This is a genomic window from Deinococcus indicus (assembly GCF_002198095.1).
Lineage (GTDB): Bacteria > Deinococcota > Deinococci > Deinococcales > Deinococcaceae > Deinococcus > Deinococcus caeni.
Genome location: NZ_NHMK01000008.1, coordinates 108090 through 122599, shown reverse-complemented (window position 1 = coordinate 122599; position 14510 = coordinate 108090). Strand labels below are relative to the sequence as shown.

Below are 14510 nucleotides of genomic sequence, written 5' to 3'. Positions count from 1 at the left end.
CGAGGGTGGCGTTCAGGCGGAGTTGGGCGCCGAGGGTGATGTTCAGGGCGTCGGGTGTGAACTGGAAGGGGGTGACGCTGAGGGTGAGGGGGGTGGCGTGGGCGTGGGCGGGGTCGGGGGTGGGGAGCGTCCAGGGTTGTTGCGCGCGGGTCCAGAGGGTGGTGGCGCGTTGTCGGAGGCGGGCCTGTTCGCGGATGGTGGTGCGGACCTGCGTGGCGAGGGTGTCGAGTTGGGTCTGGATCTGCGTGTCCACGAGGGATTGCACGCTGATGCGGACGCCCTGGGTGAGTTCGACGCTGAGGGGGTCGGTCCAGGTGGCTTCGCCGCGGATGGTGACGTCCGCTTCCCAGTCGGGGGTGATGGTGGGGGTGACGGTCAGGTTGACGGTGGCCTGTCCTCCGAAGTCCCGCGCGAGGAACGCGCCGGCGCCGCCGGGTTCGGCGCGGAAGGCGGCGCGGATGGGGACGCTGATGCGCAGTCCGGAGCCGTCGGGGAGGGCGCTGATCTGGACGTGTCCGGTGCGGGTGACGGTGCCTGTGAGTGTGACGCGCAGCAGGCCGCCCAGGTAGGTGCGTTCCTCGTCTACCCGCGCGAATTCCAGGGGGACGCGGGCGTTCGCGGCGACCTGCACGCCGGCCAGCGGGACCGTGACGGGCACGGTGAGGGTGCTGGTGGGGACGCTGGCAGTGCTGGGCGGGGCGGCCTGGGCGGTCATGAGCCCAGTGAACACCAGGGGCGTGAGAAGGCGCGTCAGGGGTCGGGTGGGGGCGCGGCGCATCAGGCGTTCAGGGTACCGGGCGTGCATGAGGGGCCTGCGGCGGTACGCTGGGCCGTATGTGGGCGCAGCATCTTCTGACCCTGCCCGAGCGGCGGCGCGGCTTTCATCTGATCACGCGGGAGGTGGCGGGGGCCGTTCCGGAACTGGCCCGCACCCGCGCGGGGCTGCTGCACGTGTTCATTCAGCATACGAGTGCCAGCCTGACCCTGAACGAGAACGCCAGTCCGGACGTCAGGCGTGACTTCGAGACGTACTTCGATCACGCCGTCCCGGACGGCTGGGAGCCGTTCACGCACACCCTGGAGGGACCGGACGACATGGCGGCGCACATCAAGGCCAGCCTGCTGGGGCCCAGTCTGACGCTGCCGGTGCGGGACGGTCGGCTGGCGCTGGGCACGTGGCAGGGCGTGTACCTGTGTGAACACCGTGATCATGGCGGCCCAAGACGACTGCTCCTCACGCTGAACGGCGAAGCGTTGTGACGGAAATCTGGGTTTTTCACGCGGAAGGGGCTGCCCTGGCTTCTGGTGCGTTCTCCACGCGCGAGCAGGCAGAGCTCTGGATTCGACGTCATGGCCTGACCGGACTGCTGACCTCCTATCCTCTGGACGAAGGGATGTACGACTGGGCAGTCGCCCACACGCCGTTTCGCCCCAGACGTGCTGACCAGACCACGCCGACATTCATCGGTCGGTTCACGAGTGGGTATCGTCCACACGAGCATTACCGGGATGGCAGGCCAGTCTGAACGGCCTGGGGGTTGAGGTTTTTTCAGAGATGTCCAGGTGTCGCCTGTCCGTCTCTGGTAAACAAGTCCCGCCGGGTGGCCTGCCGTTTCCCGTACACTGAGTTACGGTGCTGCGCGCCGTGTTTTTTTTGCTCTGGCCCCCTGGTGGGGTGCGGGTAAGGGGAGCAAGTCTGTGCGCGTGGCGTGGAGGGCTTGAATGCCTGGAATTGCGATTGTTGGCGCTCAGTGGGGCGATGAAGGCAAGGGGAAGATCACGGATTTCCTCGCGCCGGAAGCCGAGTTCGTGGTGCGGTATCAGGGCGGCGCGAACGCCGGGCATACGGTCACGGCGAAGGGGCAGACGTTCAAGTTGAACCTGCTGCCCAGCGGCGTGCTGCATGACGGGACGGTCAGCGTGCTGGGTGACGGGATGGTCATTGACGCGGACAAGTTCATGGAGGAACGCCGCAACCTGCTGGCGGGGGGCCTGAGCCCGGACCTGCGGATCAGTGACCGGGCGCATCTGGTGCTGCCTCACCACAAGTTCGTGGATGGCCGGAAGGACTTCGTGGGGACGACGGGGCGCGGGATCGGCCCGGCGTACGCGGACCGGGCGCGCCGCGTGGGCATCCGTTTCGGGGATCTGCTGGATGACGGCGTGCTGCGCGAGCGGATCGAGCGGCTGCTGGAGGCCAAGCCGAACAGCACCCGCGACGCGGGCTGGACGAGCGTGGACGTGGCGATGGAGTCCCTCGCCCCGACCCGCGAGGCGCTCGCGCCGTTCATTCAGGATACGGGCGAGCAGCTGCGCGCCGCGATCCGTGACGGCCGCAACGTGCTGTTCGAGGGCGCGCAGGCGACCCTGCTGGACCTGAACTACGGCACGTACCCCTTCGTGACCAGCAGCCACCCCACGGTGGGCGGCATCCTGGTGGGTGCGGGCGTGAACCACAAGGCCATTCACAAGGTGTACGGCGTGGCGAAGGCCTTCAACACCCGCGTCGGGCACGGGCCGTTCGTCACCGAAGTGCATGACGAGGCGGGCATCCTGCGTCTGCGTGGCGACGGCAGCAAACCCTGGGACGAGTTCGGCACGACGACCGGCCGTCCGCGCCGCGTGGGCTGGCTGGACCTGCACCTGCTGAAGTACGCGGTGGACGTGAACGGCCTGGACGGGCTGGTCATCAACAAGATGGACGTCCTGGCGGGCCTGGACGAGGTGCCGGTCTGCGTGGGGTACGACGCGGACGGTCAGCCGGTCATGAAACGCATGAAGGGCTGGGCGACCACCGAGGGCGCCGACAGTCGCGCGACCCTGGCGAAGGAAGCCCAGGCGTACCTGGACCTGATCGAGGAGACCGTGAACTGCCCCGTGGTGATCTTCTCGGCTGGCCCGGCCCGCGAGCAGACGTATGGCGAGGTCAGCTGGAAGTAACCCGGACTCCGGGTGGGGATTCCCTCACGTCCGGGAGGGTCGTGGGGGGTTCCTGAATCTTTTTTGACAATTGCCGCGAGGGGCTACGGCCTACACTCGCGGCATTCATGTTCACGCCTCCCGGACCGGGAGCGCGTGAGAAGGAGCAACGCCCTTGACGATTGAAACCGTGATCAGCGCCGCTGACGAGAAGCAGGAAGTGCCGGGCCTGAGCGCCCTGACCCACAGCTGGCTGGGCGCCATCGGGGAGGACCCGGAGCGCGAGGGGCTGATCAAGACCCCGCACCGCGTGGCGAAAGCCTGGGGGTTCCTGACGGCCGGGTACCAGAAGACGTTGCATGAGGCGGTGGGCGACGCCGTGTTCGCCGCCGACGGCAGCGAGATGGTGATCGTGAAGGACATCGAGTTCTACTCCATGTGCGAGCACCACATGCTGCCCTTCTATGGCCGGGCGCACATCGCGTACATTCCGGACGGGCAGATTCTGGGCCTGAGCAAGTTCGCGCGGATCGTGGACCTGTACTCGCGCCGCCTGCAGGTGCAGGAGCGCATCACGACGCAGGTGGCCGACGCCGTTCAGGAACTGCTGGCGCCGAAGGGCGTGGCGGTCGTCATGGAGGGCGTGCACCTGTGCATGGCGATGCGTGGCGTGCAGAAGCAGAACAGCAGCACCAGCACGAGCGCCATGCGTGGCCTGTTCAAGAGCGACCCGCGCACCCGCGCGGAGTTCATGAGCGCCGTGCAGACCACCCTGCGTTCCCGCTGACCGGCCGTCCGGGCAGGCGCCGCCTGTAAGAAATTCGACATTATGGGTGGGGTCACTTTCCGGTCCGGGGAACCGACACGCGCCGTGCGTTCACGCCTCCCGGACCGGTTCTGCCGGCCAGAACGCGCGCAGACCACGCCGGGACTTCGGGCGACGCCGGACCTCCGGTCGTGATTAGGGCCCGATGAGGATCCATTCAGGCCTTTGTGTGGTGTGCGCGCGATAAGAGGCATGTAAGGACCGATCCCCTACGGTGACTGGGGGGAGGAACGTGCCGTGTTACTGAATTTCTGCTTGCTGCTGACCTGCACGTTTCTGCTGAGTCTCACGTACCGTCAGTGGCCGGTCCCGGCGCGGGCGGCCGAGCATCAGCTGAGGATCGTGCTGGCAGCGGTCGCGTCGGTCCTGCTGCTGATGAACACCCAGGAGGTCGGTCCCTACAAGATCGACCTGCGGTTCGTGCCGCTGGCGCTGATCACCCTGCGCTACGGCGTCGGGCCGGGCCTGCTCGTCGCGGCCGGGCCGGTCGCGCTGCGCGCCCTGGAATCCGACCTGGGGGGCCTGTCGGCGCTCGTGAACGCCCTGAGCGTCCTGGCGCTGGCGGGCGTGCTGCGCGGACACCTGAACTTCCGGGAGCTGGGGCGCGCGGACCTCTGGAAACTGCCGGTCCCGTACCTGGGCGTGGGCCTGATGCTGTTCTTCACGCCCCAGCCGCCCGGCGTGTCCCCGTGGGTGTTGTACCCGTCCATGCTGGCGCTGCACTCGCTGGCGACCCTGGCCGTGCTGGGCGTCCTGAACGCCCGGCTGCGCCTGCTGCGCGCCACGTCCGAACTGGAACGGCAGGTCCTGACCGACGAACTGACCGGGCTGGGCAACCGGCGGCGCTTCGACCTGGACCTCGCGCGGCTGGAGACGGGCGGACAGCTCGTGATGCTGGACATCGACGACTTCCGCTCGCTGAACGAACGGCACGGCACGCCGGTCGGGGACCGGGCGCTGCGGTACATCGGGCAGGTCATGCAGGACGTCGCCCCGCACGCCGCGTACCGCCTGAGCGGCGAGGAGTTCGCGCTGCTGCTGAACGTGGGCGGAGAGGCGGCGGCCCGCACGCTGGTCGAGCGGCTCCAGGCGCAGGTCACGGAACCCGGCGGGCTGCCCTGGGCGAACCTGACCCTGTCGGCCGGCATGGCGACCCGCCTGCTGCACGAGACGCCCGGCGGGCTGATGTCCCGCGCGGACGAGGCGCTGTACCTCGCCAAGACGAACGGCCGCAACCGGCTGGTCGTGCAGCAGTACAGCGCCCGGCGCAGCACCACCGAGGCGGCCCTGCCGGACATCCGCCCCCGCTACTCGCTGTGGCAGGCGCAGCGCACCACCGTCAACCTGCTCACGCAGCGCCGCACCCTGACCGACGACGACTGGCACGAACTGCTGCGACTGGCCGTGCAGACCGTGGACGGCGTGGAGGCCGGCACCCTGAACGTCCGCGAGGGCAGCGTGTTCCGCGTGTGCGCTTCCGAGGGGTACGACGAGGGCCTGACCGGCCTGACCCTGACCGAGAGTTCCCAGCGCCGCTGGTACGGCGGAAGCCTGCAGGACTGGCTGGCCGGTAAACCGCGCGTCATGCGGCCCGGCGAGATCCAGCGCGCCTGGGCGTCAGCCGACGAGACGCACCAGGCCGGATCGGCCAGCGTGTTCGCGCACCTGGGCCGCCGCGACCAGCTGCGCGCGAACCTGTGCCTGCCGGTCGTGCTGGGCGGCGAGGTGATCGCGCACCTGAACCTCGACTCCCTGAGTTCCGAGGACGTGTTCACGCCGGCCGTCATGCAGGACGCCGGGGTGTTCGCGCAGCAGATCGCGGCGCTGCTGCAGTTGCAGGAACGCTGGCGGGAACTCGAACAGCTGGCCCGGCTGCACGGCGACCTGAGCCTCAGCCTCGACGACGACGCCATCGCCGGGCACCTGACCGACACCGCCCACGCCCTGCTGCGCACCAGTTACACCGTCCTACTGCGCTACGACGCCACGCAGGACATGCTGATCAGCGCGGCCCGCGCCGGGGCCAGCCCGCTGGACGGCCCCCCGGTGCGGCTACGGCGCGGCGAGGGCATGTCCTGGCGGGCGCTGGAGACCGGGCAGGTGCAGCGCGTGGAGGACATCATGACCACGCCCGGCGCGTACCGGCCCGAGAACCTGGAACCCGACCGCCGCGCCCTGATGGCCGTGCCGCTGCTGTCGCACCAGCGGCAACCGCTGGGCGTGCTGTGCCTGCTGCGCAGCGCCCACCGGCCCTTCCAGGCAAGTGACGAGGCGCTGGCCGCCATGCTCGCCAGCGTCGGCACGCGCGTCATGGAGCGCGGCACGCACCTGAACGACCTGCGCGCCACGCTGGAAGCCTCGCTGAACACGCTGGGCGTGGCCCTCGAAGCGCGGGACTTCGAGACGCAGGGCCACACCCAGCGCGTCCGGGACCTGGCGCTCACGATGGGCGCCGCGCTGCGCCTCCCGGACGACCAGATGACGGCGTTGCGGCACGGCGCGACCCTGCACGACATCGGGAAGCTGTGCATTCCGGACGCCGTGCTGCTCAAACCGGGCCGCCTGACCCCGGACGAGCGGGCCGTGGTCGAGCAGCACGCCCCGCTGGGCGCGGACCTCGTGGGCCGCATTCCGTTCCTGCACCCCGAGGCTCACCACGTCGTCCGGCACCACCATGAACGCTGGGACGGCGCGGGCTACCCGGACCGGCTGGCCGGCCAGGAGATTCCGCTGCTGGCCCGGATCTTCGCGCTGTGCGACGTGTACGACGCCCTGATCAGCGTCCGCCCGTACAAGGAGGCCATGACCCACACCCGCGCGCTGGAGATCATCCGCGAGGGGCGCGGCACGCAGTTCGACCCGGTGCTGACGGACCTGTTCTGCGAACTGATCGCCCAGGGCGCCCCGGTCCCGGCGGCCAGCCAGCCGGCCGGGGCGGTGCGCGGCGGTCCGGTCGGGACGGGTCCGGTGGGGGCGGGTCCGGTGGGGGTGGGCCCCGTCAGTGCCGGGCCAGTCGGCACCGGGTCGGTCCTGGCTGGCGCGGGCACCGAGGGGGAAGGCGTACGTTCCTGAACGGCGGCCGACCGGCCGGGTCCACACGGGTGGGCTTCCCGCTGACCTGAACGCCCGTCCCTAGCGGTCGGGCGTGTCCAGCGCCTGCTCCAGCGCCCGCCAGGGCAGCAGCGCGCATTTGCGCCGCGCGTGCAGGCGGCTGACGCCCGCCAGGGCCAGCAGGTCGCCCAGGTCCGGCGTGCCCTCGGCGTCGCCCATGACCATCGCGCGGAACTGCCCGGCCAGCGCCCGCGCCTCGGGCAGGGTCTTTCCGGTCAGGGCGACGGTCATCAGGCTGGCGCTGCTCTGACTGATCGCGCAGCCCTTCCCGCTGAAGGTCAGCTGCCCGATCCGGCCGCCCTGCACGTCGGCCCAGACGGTCACCTGATCCCCGCAGCCGGGGTTGTCCAGCGTGACGCCGGGCACGCCGTCCAGCGCTCCGGTGTGGCGCGGGCGGCGCTGGTGGTCGGCGATGATCTGCTTGGCGACCGCCTCGGGCAACTGCACGGGCCTTACTCCGGGCGGGCGAGGCGCAGCGCGGCGGCACGCAGCATCTGCACGCCGGTCTCCAGGCTGGTCTCGTCGATGGTGAAGCGCGGGTGGTGGTGAGGCCAGCGGCTGTCGGCCTCGTCGCTGCCGGACCCGACGTTGAAGTACGCGCCGGGCGCCTTTTCCAGGTACGCGCTGAAGTCCTCGCCGCCCATGGTGGGTTTCGCGTCCCGGAAGCGCTCGGCGCCGACCACGTCCAGCGCGATCTCCTTCAGCTGCGCCGCCACCCAGTCAGTGTTGATCAGCGGGCGGTACCCGAACTCGTAGTTCAGTTCGTAGGTGGCGCCGTGCGCCTCGCAGATGCCCTTAACGACCCGCTCGATCAGCTGCGGCGCCCGCTCACGCAGCGCCGGGTCGAAGGTGCGGACCGTGCCCATCAGCTCGGCCGTGTCGGGAATGACGTTGTGGGTGGTGCCGCTCGTGAACTTCGTGATGCTGACCACCAGCGCGTCCTGCGCGGCCACCATGCGGCTCACGACATGCTGGAGGTTCGTCACGACCTGCGCGCCCACCGCGATGGGGTCCACGGTTTCCTCGGGGTGCGCGCCGTGCCCGCCCTTGCCGCGGATCGTGAGTTCCAGCATGTCCGGCGCGGCCATGAACGCCCCCGGTTTCACGGCGACCACCCCGGCCGGCAGCTGGCTGTTCAGGTGCAGGCCCGTCACGACGTCCACGCCGTCCATCAGCGGGGTGTTCATGACCAGTTCCTCGGCGCCGCCCGGCCCGATCTCCTCGGCGTGCTGGAAGATCATGCGGATCTCGCCCGGCACGCTGTCCGGGGTGGCGGACAGCAGCTGCGCCACGCCCAGCAGGATCGCCGTGTGCCCGTCGTGCCCGCAGGCGTGCATCACGCCGGGCGTGCGCGAGGCGAACTCGAAGGTGTTCTCCTCGTGGATGGGCAGCGCGTCGATGTCGGCGCGCAGCAGCACGGTGCGGCCCGGCAGGCCCCCCTTCAGGACGGCCAGCACGCTGGTCGCCGTGGGGCGCGACACGCTCAGGCCCGGCATCTTGCGCAGCTCGGCCTCGATGTACGCGGCCGTCCCGTGCTCCTCGAAGCCCACCTCGGGGTGCATGTGCAGGTGCCTGCGCCACGCCACGAGTTGCCCACGAAGTTCCTCCACCCGGTCACCTGTTGCGGTCATGCCCCAGCCTAGCGCCTCCGGGCGGTCCGGCAGGCGGACGTTTCGATGGGCCGGACACCCGCCCGCTGCCCGAGGTGAAGGAACCTGAGTCTGCCCTCAGCAACTTTCCTCCGCGACGTGTCGTAATGGACAGCATGAAGACCTCCTCGAAAGGCAAACTCGGCCTGATCATGGCCGCCGCTCCGGTCGTGCTGGAACTGCTCGTCAAAGCACGCGCCGCCCAGAAGAAGAACAGCCGCTACACCCGCGCCCGCAAACGCGACCGCATGATCGACTCGCTCCTGAGCGGCGCGCAGCGGGCCGTGGGCAAACGCGGCAAACGCCGCTTCTTCTGAACCCGTAAGGCCCCCTCAAGGCGCGTCCCCCCATCCGGCGGGGGCGCGCCTTTACGGTGGGTCATGCCTCTGAAACCGCACATCACGCCGCCCGAAGCGCAGGACACGCGGGTGGGCTTCGCCCTGGTCGGTATCGGTAAGCTGACCGCCGAGGAACTCATTCCCGCCGCCCGCACCAGCGAGCACGCCCGCGTGGCGGCGCTCGTCAGTGGCGAGGCGGACCACGCGCAGGGTTTCGCGCGTGCCCTGGGCCTGACCGAGGGGGACGCCTACACCTATGAGCAGTTCGACGAACTGGCGGACCGTGACGACGTGCAGGCCGTGTACATCGTGCTGCCCAACAGCCTGCACCGCGAGTACGCCACCCGCGCCGCTCGCATGGGCAAACACGTCCTGTGCGAGAAACCGCTGGGCGTGAACGCCGAGGACGCCCAGGCCATCGTGGACGCCTGCCGGGAAGCCGGGGTGCTGCTGATGACCGCGTACCGCTGCCAGTACACGCCGGAACACTGGGCGGCCAGGGACGCCGTGCAGGACGGCACGCTGGGCGACCTGCGGCTGCTGCACTCCATCCACGCGCAGGTCGAGGACGACCCCGAGGCGTGGCGCCTGAAACGCGAGCTGGCGGGCGGCGGTCCGCTGCCGGACGTGGGCATCTACAGCCTGAACACCCTGCGTTTTCTGACCGGGCAGGAACCCGAGTGGGTGTTCGCCACGCAGCACCAGCCCGGCGGCGACCCGCGATTCCAGGAGGTCGAGGCGTCCATGAGCGCCCTGCTGGGCTTCCCCGGTGGTGTGAGCGCCACCATCCAGACGAGTTACGCCGCGCACGACACCGGCACCCTGCGCGTGATGGGCGAGGCGGGCAGCCTGAACATGGACCCCGCCTTCCCCTACGACGGCCTGAAACTCAGCCTGTCCGACCGGGACGGCACCCGCCAGCCCAGTTTCCCCGACTACGACCAGTTCACGCTGGAATTCGACCACTTCGCGCAGTGCATCCGCAGCGGCGACACCCCGTGGACACCCGGAGAGGAGGGGGTGCAGGACCACGTCATCATGGACGCCCTGTACGAGAGCGCCCGCACCGGGCAGGTCGTGCGCCTGCCCACCCACGCGGAACGCGACGCCTTCCGGGGCACGAAACCGCAGCTGCCGCAGAAGTAAGTACACTGCGTTTATCTTGTAGATAAACCGCGCGGAGCGCGTAGCAGAGGAAGTCCGTTGAAGCGGGAATGGAGAGATTCCGGTGCCTTCCCGGAATCTCGCAATGTTAGCTTCGACGGACTTAGAACCCCAACGAATCCTGAACGCTGCGTGCGGGGAACCGTAGCCACGCGCCCACCCGGCCCGGCGGGCGTCCCACCAGAATCGGGCGTATGGATCTCCGCAGCGGACGCGCCTTCTGGCCTCTCACGAACGGCCTCATGCACACCTACCCGCCCCTGAGCGGCGACGAACGCGCCGACGTGCTCGTCATCGGGGCGGGCATCACGGGCGCGCTGCTCGCCGACAAGCTCAGCGCCGCCGGACTGGACGTCGTTGTGACCGACCTGCGCGACGCCGCGTTCGGCAGCACCAGCGCCAGCACCGCCCTGCTGCAGTACGAGATCGACACGAACCTCGTGGACCTGATCCCCATGATCGGGCAGGCCGACGCGGAACGCGCCTACCACCTGTGCCGCGACGCCATCGACACGGTGCGCGACCTGACCGCCGAACTGCCCGACGACTGCGGCTTCCGCGAGCGCGGCAGCCTGTACTACGCCAGCAACCGCCGGGACGCCCGCATGCTCGCCCAGGAACACGCTGCCCGCACCCGCGCCGGCCTGAAGGTCGAACACCTGGACGCCCGCAGCCTCAAGTCCCGCTTCGGGATCACGGCGCCCGCCGCGCTGTTTAGCCCCGACGGCGGCGAGGTCGATCCGTACCGCCTCGCGCAGCACCTGCTTCAGCGGGCGCAGTCGCGGGGCGCGCGGGTGTACGACCGCACGGAAGTCACCCGCCTGGACGAACACCGGGATCAATTCACCGCGCACACCGACCGGAACGCGAAGATCCAGGCCCGCTGGGTCGTGGTCGCCACCGGGTACGAGGCCGAGAAGTTCCTCGGCAGACGCCTCGCGCAGCTGAAGAACTCCTACGCCCTGGCGACCGAACCCATCGAGCAGACCGACGGGGAACTGTGGCCCACCGGCTGCCTCATCTGGGAAACGGCCCGCCCGTACCTGTACGCCCGCACCACCCAGGATGGCCGCGTCGTCATCGGCGGCGAGGACGACAACCACCACAACCCCGCCCGCCGCGAACGCGCCCTGCCCGGCAAACAGAAACGGCTGGAACGCAAACTCGGGAAGCTCCTGCCGCACCTCCACCCGGAAACGGCCTTCGCCTGGGCCGGTACCTTCGGCGAGACGAAGGACGGCCTCGCGTACATCGGCCCCCGGCAGAAGGGCGACCGGCTGCTGTTCGCCCTCGGGTACGGCGGGAACGGCATCACGTACAGCGTGCAGGCCGCCCGCCTCCTCACGGAACTGATTCAGGGCGAGGAGCACGACGACCTGCGGATCTTCCGGCTGGACCGCTGAACGGCAGTCGGGCGCGGAGGCAATCCCTCCGCGCCTGGCCAGCCGTGTGCCCGTTACCGCTGGTAGGCGACTTTCCCGTCAACGACCGTCAGCAGCGGCCAGCCCTTCAGGCTTTCGCCGGCCCAGGGGGTGAACTTCGCCTTGCTCTTGAACCCGGCGGGGTTCACGGGGCGTTCAGTGGTCAGGTCGAGGACGACCAGATCGGCCTTCGCGCCCGCGTCCAGGGTGGGGGGCTCCCAGCCCATGACGCGCGCCGGGGCGGCGGTCATCAGGTCCAGGATGCGCTCCAGGCCCAGCGTCTCACCGAAACGGGTGTACATCAGCGGGAACGCCAGTTCGATGTACGCGATGCCGCTGGGGGCGTCCAGCAGGTCCCGTTCCTTCTCCGCGCGGGTGTGCGGCGCGTGATCCGTCGCGAGGCAGTCCACGCTGCCGTCCCGCAGGCCCTCCAGCAGGTGATCGGCGTCCGCCTGGGTGCGCAGGGGCGGCGCGACCTTGTAGATCGCGTCGAAAGAACGCAGCGCCTCGTCCGTCAGGGTCAGGTGGTGCGGGCAGACCTCACACGTCACCGGCAGGCCCTGCGCCTTCGCCGCCCGCACCAGATCCAGCGCGCGCGCCGTGCTCAGGTGCTGAATGTGCAGCCGCGCCGGGACGCCCTGCGCGTGCAGGCCCGCCACGATCTCGATATCCCGCGCCACGCGCGCCGCCTCGGCCGCCGCCGGGTTGCCAGGCAGTCCCAGCGCCTCGCTGACCGGCCCCTCGTTCATCACGCCGTCCGCGCGCAGGGATGCGTCCTCGGCGTGCACGCTGATCACCATGCCCAGGCTCCCCGCCGTCTCCAGCCCCAGGCGCAGCGTCCGGGCGTTCTCGTTCGTGCGCCCGTCGTCCGTGAACATCGCCGCGCCCGCCTCTTTCAGGTACGTCAGTTCGGCCAGTTCCTCGCCCTTCTGCCCCTTCGTCAGGGCCGCCGCCGGACGCAGGCGCGCAAAGCCCAGGCCCGCCGCCTTCTCGATCAGCGTCCGCACGATCGCCGGGTCGTCCACGACGGGGCTGGTGTTCGGCATGCTGACCACCGTGCCGTACCCACCGGCCGCCGCCGCCGCCAGCCCACTGCTCAGGTCTTCCTTCTCCGTCTGCCCCGGCTCCCGCAGGTGCGCGTGCAGCTCGATCAGCGCGGGCGCGACCGTGCCGCCCTGCCCGTCGATGACCTGCCCTTCTTCCGGAAGGTTCCAGCCCTTGATCAGGCCGCCCTCGATGGTGACGCTCTCGGTCTTCTCCGACCCGACGCGCTTGATGTTCGTAATCGTGATCATGTCTGTTCCCTCGCCCTTCAGTTCCGTCCGACCAGCAGGTGGTACAGGACGCTCATGCGGATGGCCTGTCCGTTCTCGACCTGTTTCAGGATGCGGCTCTGGGGGCCGTCGGCGGCGTCGCTGCTGATTTCCAGGTCGCGGTTCATGGGGCCGGGGTGCAGGACGATCGCGCCGCTCTCGGCTTCCCCCAGCAGGGTGTCGTTCACCTGGTAGGTGTCGGCGTATTCCTGAAGGCTGCCGAGGAACCCGCCGCTCATTCGTTCGCGCTGGAGGCGCAGGGCCATGACGGCGTGGGCGCCGCGCACGGCTTCCTTGGGGTTGGTGGTGAGGGTCACGCCGGGCATCTGCGCGAGGCCGGGGGGGAGGAGGGTGGCGGGGCCGCACAGGACGACCTGCGCGCCCAGTTTGGGCAGCAGTTCGGCGTTGCTGCGCGCCACGCGGCTGTGGCGGACGTCACCCAGGATGGCAATCTTCTTGCCTTCCAGGCTGCCGTATTCCTGCCGGATGGTGTAAGCGTCGAGGAGCGCCTGGGTGGGGTGGGCGCGGCGGCCGTCCCCGGCGTTGATGACGGGCTTGCCGCTGTAGCGCGCCACCAGATGCGCGGCGCCGGCGGCGTGGTGACGGACGATGTACGCGTCGACCTTGTAGGAGGTCAGGACTTCCAGCGTGTCGCGCAGACTCTCGCCCTTGCTGACGCTGCTGGCCCCGGCGGCGAACGTGAGGACGTCGGCACTCATGCGGCGCGCGGCCAGCTCGAAGGAGGTGCGGGTGCGGGTGGAGTTCTCGAAGAACGCGTTGCAGACCGTCAGGCCCTGGAGGGCCGGGACCTTCTTCACGGGCCGGTCGAGCACCTGGAGCATTGTGTCGGCGTTGTCGAGGATGGCGCCCAGGCGTTCGGGCGTCCAGTCCTGGAAGTCCAGGAGGTGGGGGGGGCGGGTGCCCATGCTGGTGGGCGAGTTCATCGCAGCGCCTCCATGTCCCACAGTTCGACGCTGTCCACGTCGTCGGTTTCCTGCACCTTGACCTTCACGACCTCGCTGGCGGCGGTGGGGAGGTTCTTGCCCACGTAATCCGCGCGGATCGGGAGTTCACGGTGCCCGCGGTCCACGAGGACGGCCAGCTGGATCCCGGCGGGGCGGCCGAGGTCGATCAGGGCGTCGAGCGCGGCGCGGACGGTGCGGCCGGTGTACAGCACGTCGTCGACCAGGATCACGCGGCGGTCGCGCAGGTCGAAGGGCACCTGCGTCTCGCGGATGATGGGCTGCTGGGCGACCTCGCTCAGGTCGTCGCGGTACAGGGTGATGTCCAGCATGCCGGTGGGGACGTCCACGCCTTCTAGGGCGCTGAGCTTCTCGGCCAGCCGCCGGGCCAGGGGGATGCCGCGGGTGTGTACGCCGATCAGGGCGAGGTTCTCGGCGCCCTTGTTGCGTTCGATGATCTCGTGCGCGATGCGGGTCAGGGCGCGGCGGACCTCGTCGGGCGTGAGGATGATGGCCTTGGGGGTCATGCGCTCACCGGGGCGGGGCGGGGCATAAAAAAAGGGCCGTTCAGCGTGGGCTGACGGTGCGTGGATGTGGACATGGTGCTCCTTCTCCTGCCTCACGGGGCGGGTGCAGCCTCACGGGACTGCCGGGAAAGGGACGGGTTGGGTTGGGGTTGCCGGGGCGCAGGCAGGTGGACTGCCGTGCGCGGCCTGACGAAGTGTAACACCGCGGGCGTGGGGGTGTGCCGGAGCGGGGGAGGGGTGTCCAGTTCTGAACGCCGATTCAAGGCGCACTAAACTTGAC

At 69.8% G+C, this 14510-nt stretch carries 14 protein-coding genes; 8 read left to right on the top strand and 6 right to left on the bottom strand.

Features of this window, described 5'->3' with window-relative positions; translation table 11 throughout:
• Positions 1-715: DUF4403 family protein (locus CBQ26_RS02610; RefSeq protein WP_244897977.1), on the bottom strand; the 715-nt coding region annotated here is incomplete at its 3' end.
• A gap of 119 nt (positions 716-834) precedes the next feature.
• Between CBQ26_RS02610 and CBQ26_RS02605 the strand changes: the two genes are divergently transcribed.
• The 5 genes from CBQ26_RS02605 to CBQ26_RS02585 all read left to right on the top strand — a co-directional run bounded on the left by CBQ26_RS02605 (position 835) and on the right by CBQ26_RS02585 (position 6817).
• Complete coding sequence (locus CBQ26_RS02605; RefSeq protein WP_088247042.1) at positions 835-1260, top strand: secondary thiamine-phosphate synthase enzyme YjbQ; 426 nt, start codon at positions 835-837, stop codon at positions 1258-1260.
• Positions 1257-1526, top strand: coding sequence for a DUF7710 domain-containing protein (locus CBQ26_RS23105; protein WP_088247041.1), 270 nt, complete (start codon positions 1257-1259; stop codon positions 1524-1526). The genes CBQ26_RS02605 and CBQ26_RS23105 overlap by 4 nt, the downstream gene beginning before the upstream one ends.
• Positions 1527-1722: 196 nt before the next feature.
• Entirely contained in the window at positions 1723-2940 is a 1218-nt protein-coding gene (locus CBQ26_RS02595) for an adenylosuccinate synthase (protein ID WP_088247040.1), read from the top strand.
• Between the two features lie 154 nt (positions 2941-3094).
• The gene (gene folE / locus CBQ26_RS02590) at positions 3095-3706 is read left to right on the top strand and encodes a GTP cyclohydrolase I FolE (protein WP_078301978.1); all 612 of its coding nucleotides are present in this window, start codon (positions 3095-3097) and stop codon (positions 3704-3706) included.
• 276 nt (positions 3707-3982) lie between these two features.
• A complete protein-coding gene (locus CBQ26_RS02585; RefSeq protein ID WP_143341953.1) occupies positions 3983-6817 on the top strand; it encodes a sensor domain-containing diguanylate cyclase/phosphohydrolase in 2835 nt (944 codons plus the stop codon).
• Between the two features lie 60 nt (positions 6818-6877).
• Here the strand turns inward: CBQ26_RS02585 and sufU are convergent, their stop codons facing one another.
• Together sufU and CBQ26_RS02575 are read right to left on the bottom strand one after the other, a co-directional pair.
• Positions 6878-7303, bottom strand: a complete 426-nt coding sequence (gene sufU, locus CBQ26_RS02580; protein WP_088247038.1) for a Fe-S cluster assembly sulfur transfer protein SufU — start codon at positions 7301-7303, stop codon at positions 6878-6880.
• Positions 7304-7308: 5 nt separating this feature from the next.
• Positions 7309-8487 (bottom strand): M20 family metallopeptidase, encoded by a 1179-nt coding sequence (locus CBQ26_RS02575; RefSeq protein ID WP_088247037.1) that lies wholly within the window; start codon positions 8485-8487, stop codon positions 7309-7311.
• A gap of 134 nt (positions 8488-8621) precedes the next feature.
• Here CBQ26_RS02575 and CBQ26_RS02570 point away from each other — a divergent pair, with 134 nt between their 5' ends.
• The 3 genes from CBQ26_RS02570 to CBQ26_RS02560 all read left to right on the top strand — a co-directional run bounded on the left by CBQ26_RS02570 (position 8622) and on the right by CBQ26_RS02560 (position 11410).
• The gene (locus tag CBQ26_RS02570; protein WP_229844112.1) at positions 8622-8822 is read left to right on the top strand and encodes a hypothetical protein; all 201 of its coding nucleotides are present in this window, start codon (positions 8622-8624) and stop codon (positions 8820-8822) included.
• A 63-nt stretch (positions 8823-8885) separates the two neighbouring features.
• Complete coding sequence (locus tag CBQ26_RS02565) at positions 8886-9989, top strand: Gfo/Idh/MocA family protein (protein WP_088247035.1); 1104 nt, start codon at positions 8886-8888, stop codon at positions 9987-9989.
• 212 nt (positions 9990-10201) lie between these two features.
• Positions 10202-11410 carry an NAD(P)/FAD-dependent oxidoreductase gene (locus tag CBQ26_RS02560; protein WP_088247034.1) on the top strand — a complete coding sequence of 403 codons (1209 nt, stop codon included), beginning with the start codon at positions 10202-10204 and terminating at the stop codon, positions 11408-11410.
• Between the two features lie 53 nt (positions 11411-11463).
• On the opposite strand, the gene CBQ26_RS02555 is transcribed toward CBQ26_RS02560, so the two are convergent.
• From CBQ26_RS02555 to pyrR, 3 genes are read right to left on the bottom strand one after another with little or no spacing between them, the layout of a single operon-like run.
• Positions 11464-12723, bottom strand: a complete 1260-nt coding sequence (locus CBQ26_RS02555) for a dihydroorotase (protein WP_088247033.1) — start codon at positions 12721-12723, stop codon at positions 11464-11466.
• A 17-nt stretch (positions 12724-12740) separates the two neighbouring features.
• The gene (locus tag CBQ26_RS02550; RefSeq protein WP_088247032.1) at positions 12741-13685 is read right to left on the bottom strand and encodes an aspartate carbamoyltransferase catalytic subunit; all 945 of its coding nucleotides are present in this window, start codon (positions 13683-13685) and stop codon (positions 12741-12743) included.
• Complete coding sequence (gene pyrR, locus CBQ26_RS02545) at positions 13682-14230, bottom strand: bifunctional pyr operon transcriptional regulator/uracil phosphoribosyltransferase PyrR (RefSeq protein WP_088247031.1); 549 nt, start codon at positions 14228-14230, stop codon at positions 13682-13684. The genes CBQ26_RS02550 and pyrR overlap by 4 nt, the downstream gene beginning before the upstream one ends.
• Positions 14231-14510 lie beyond the last annotated feature (280 nt).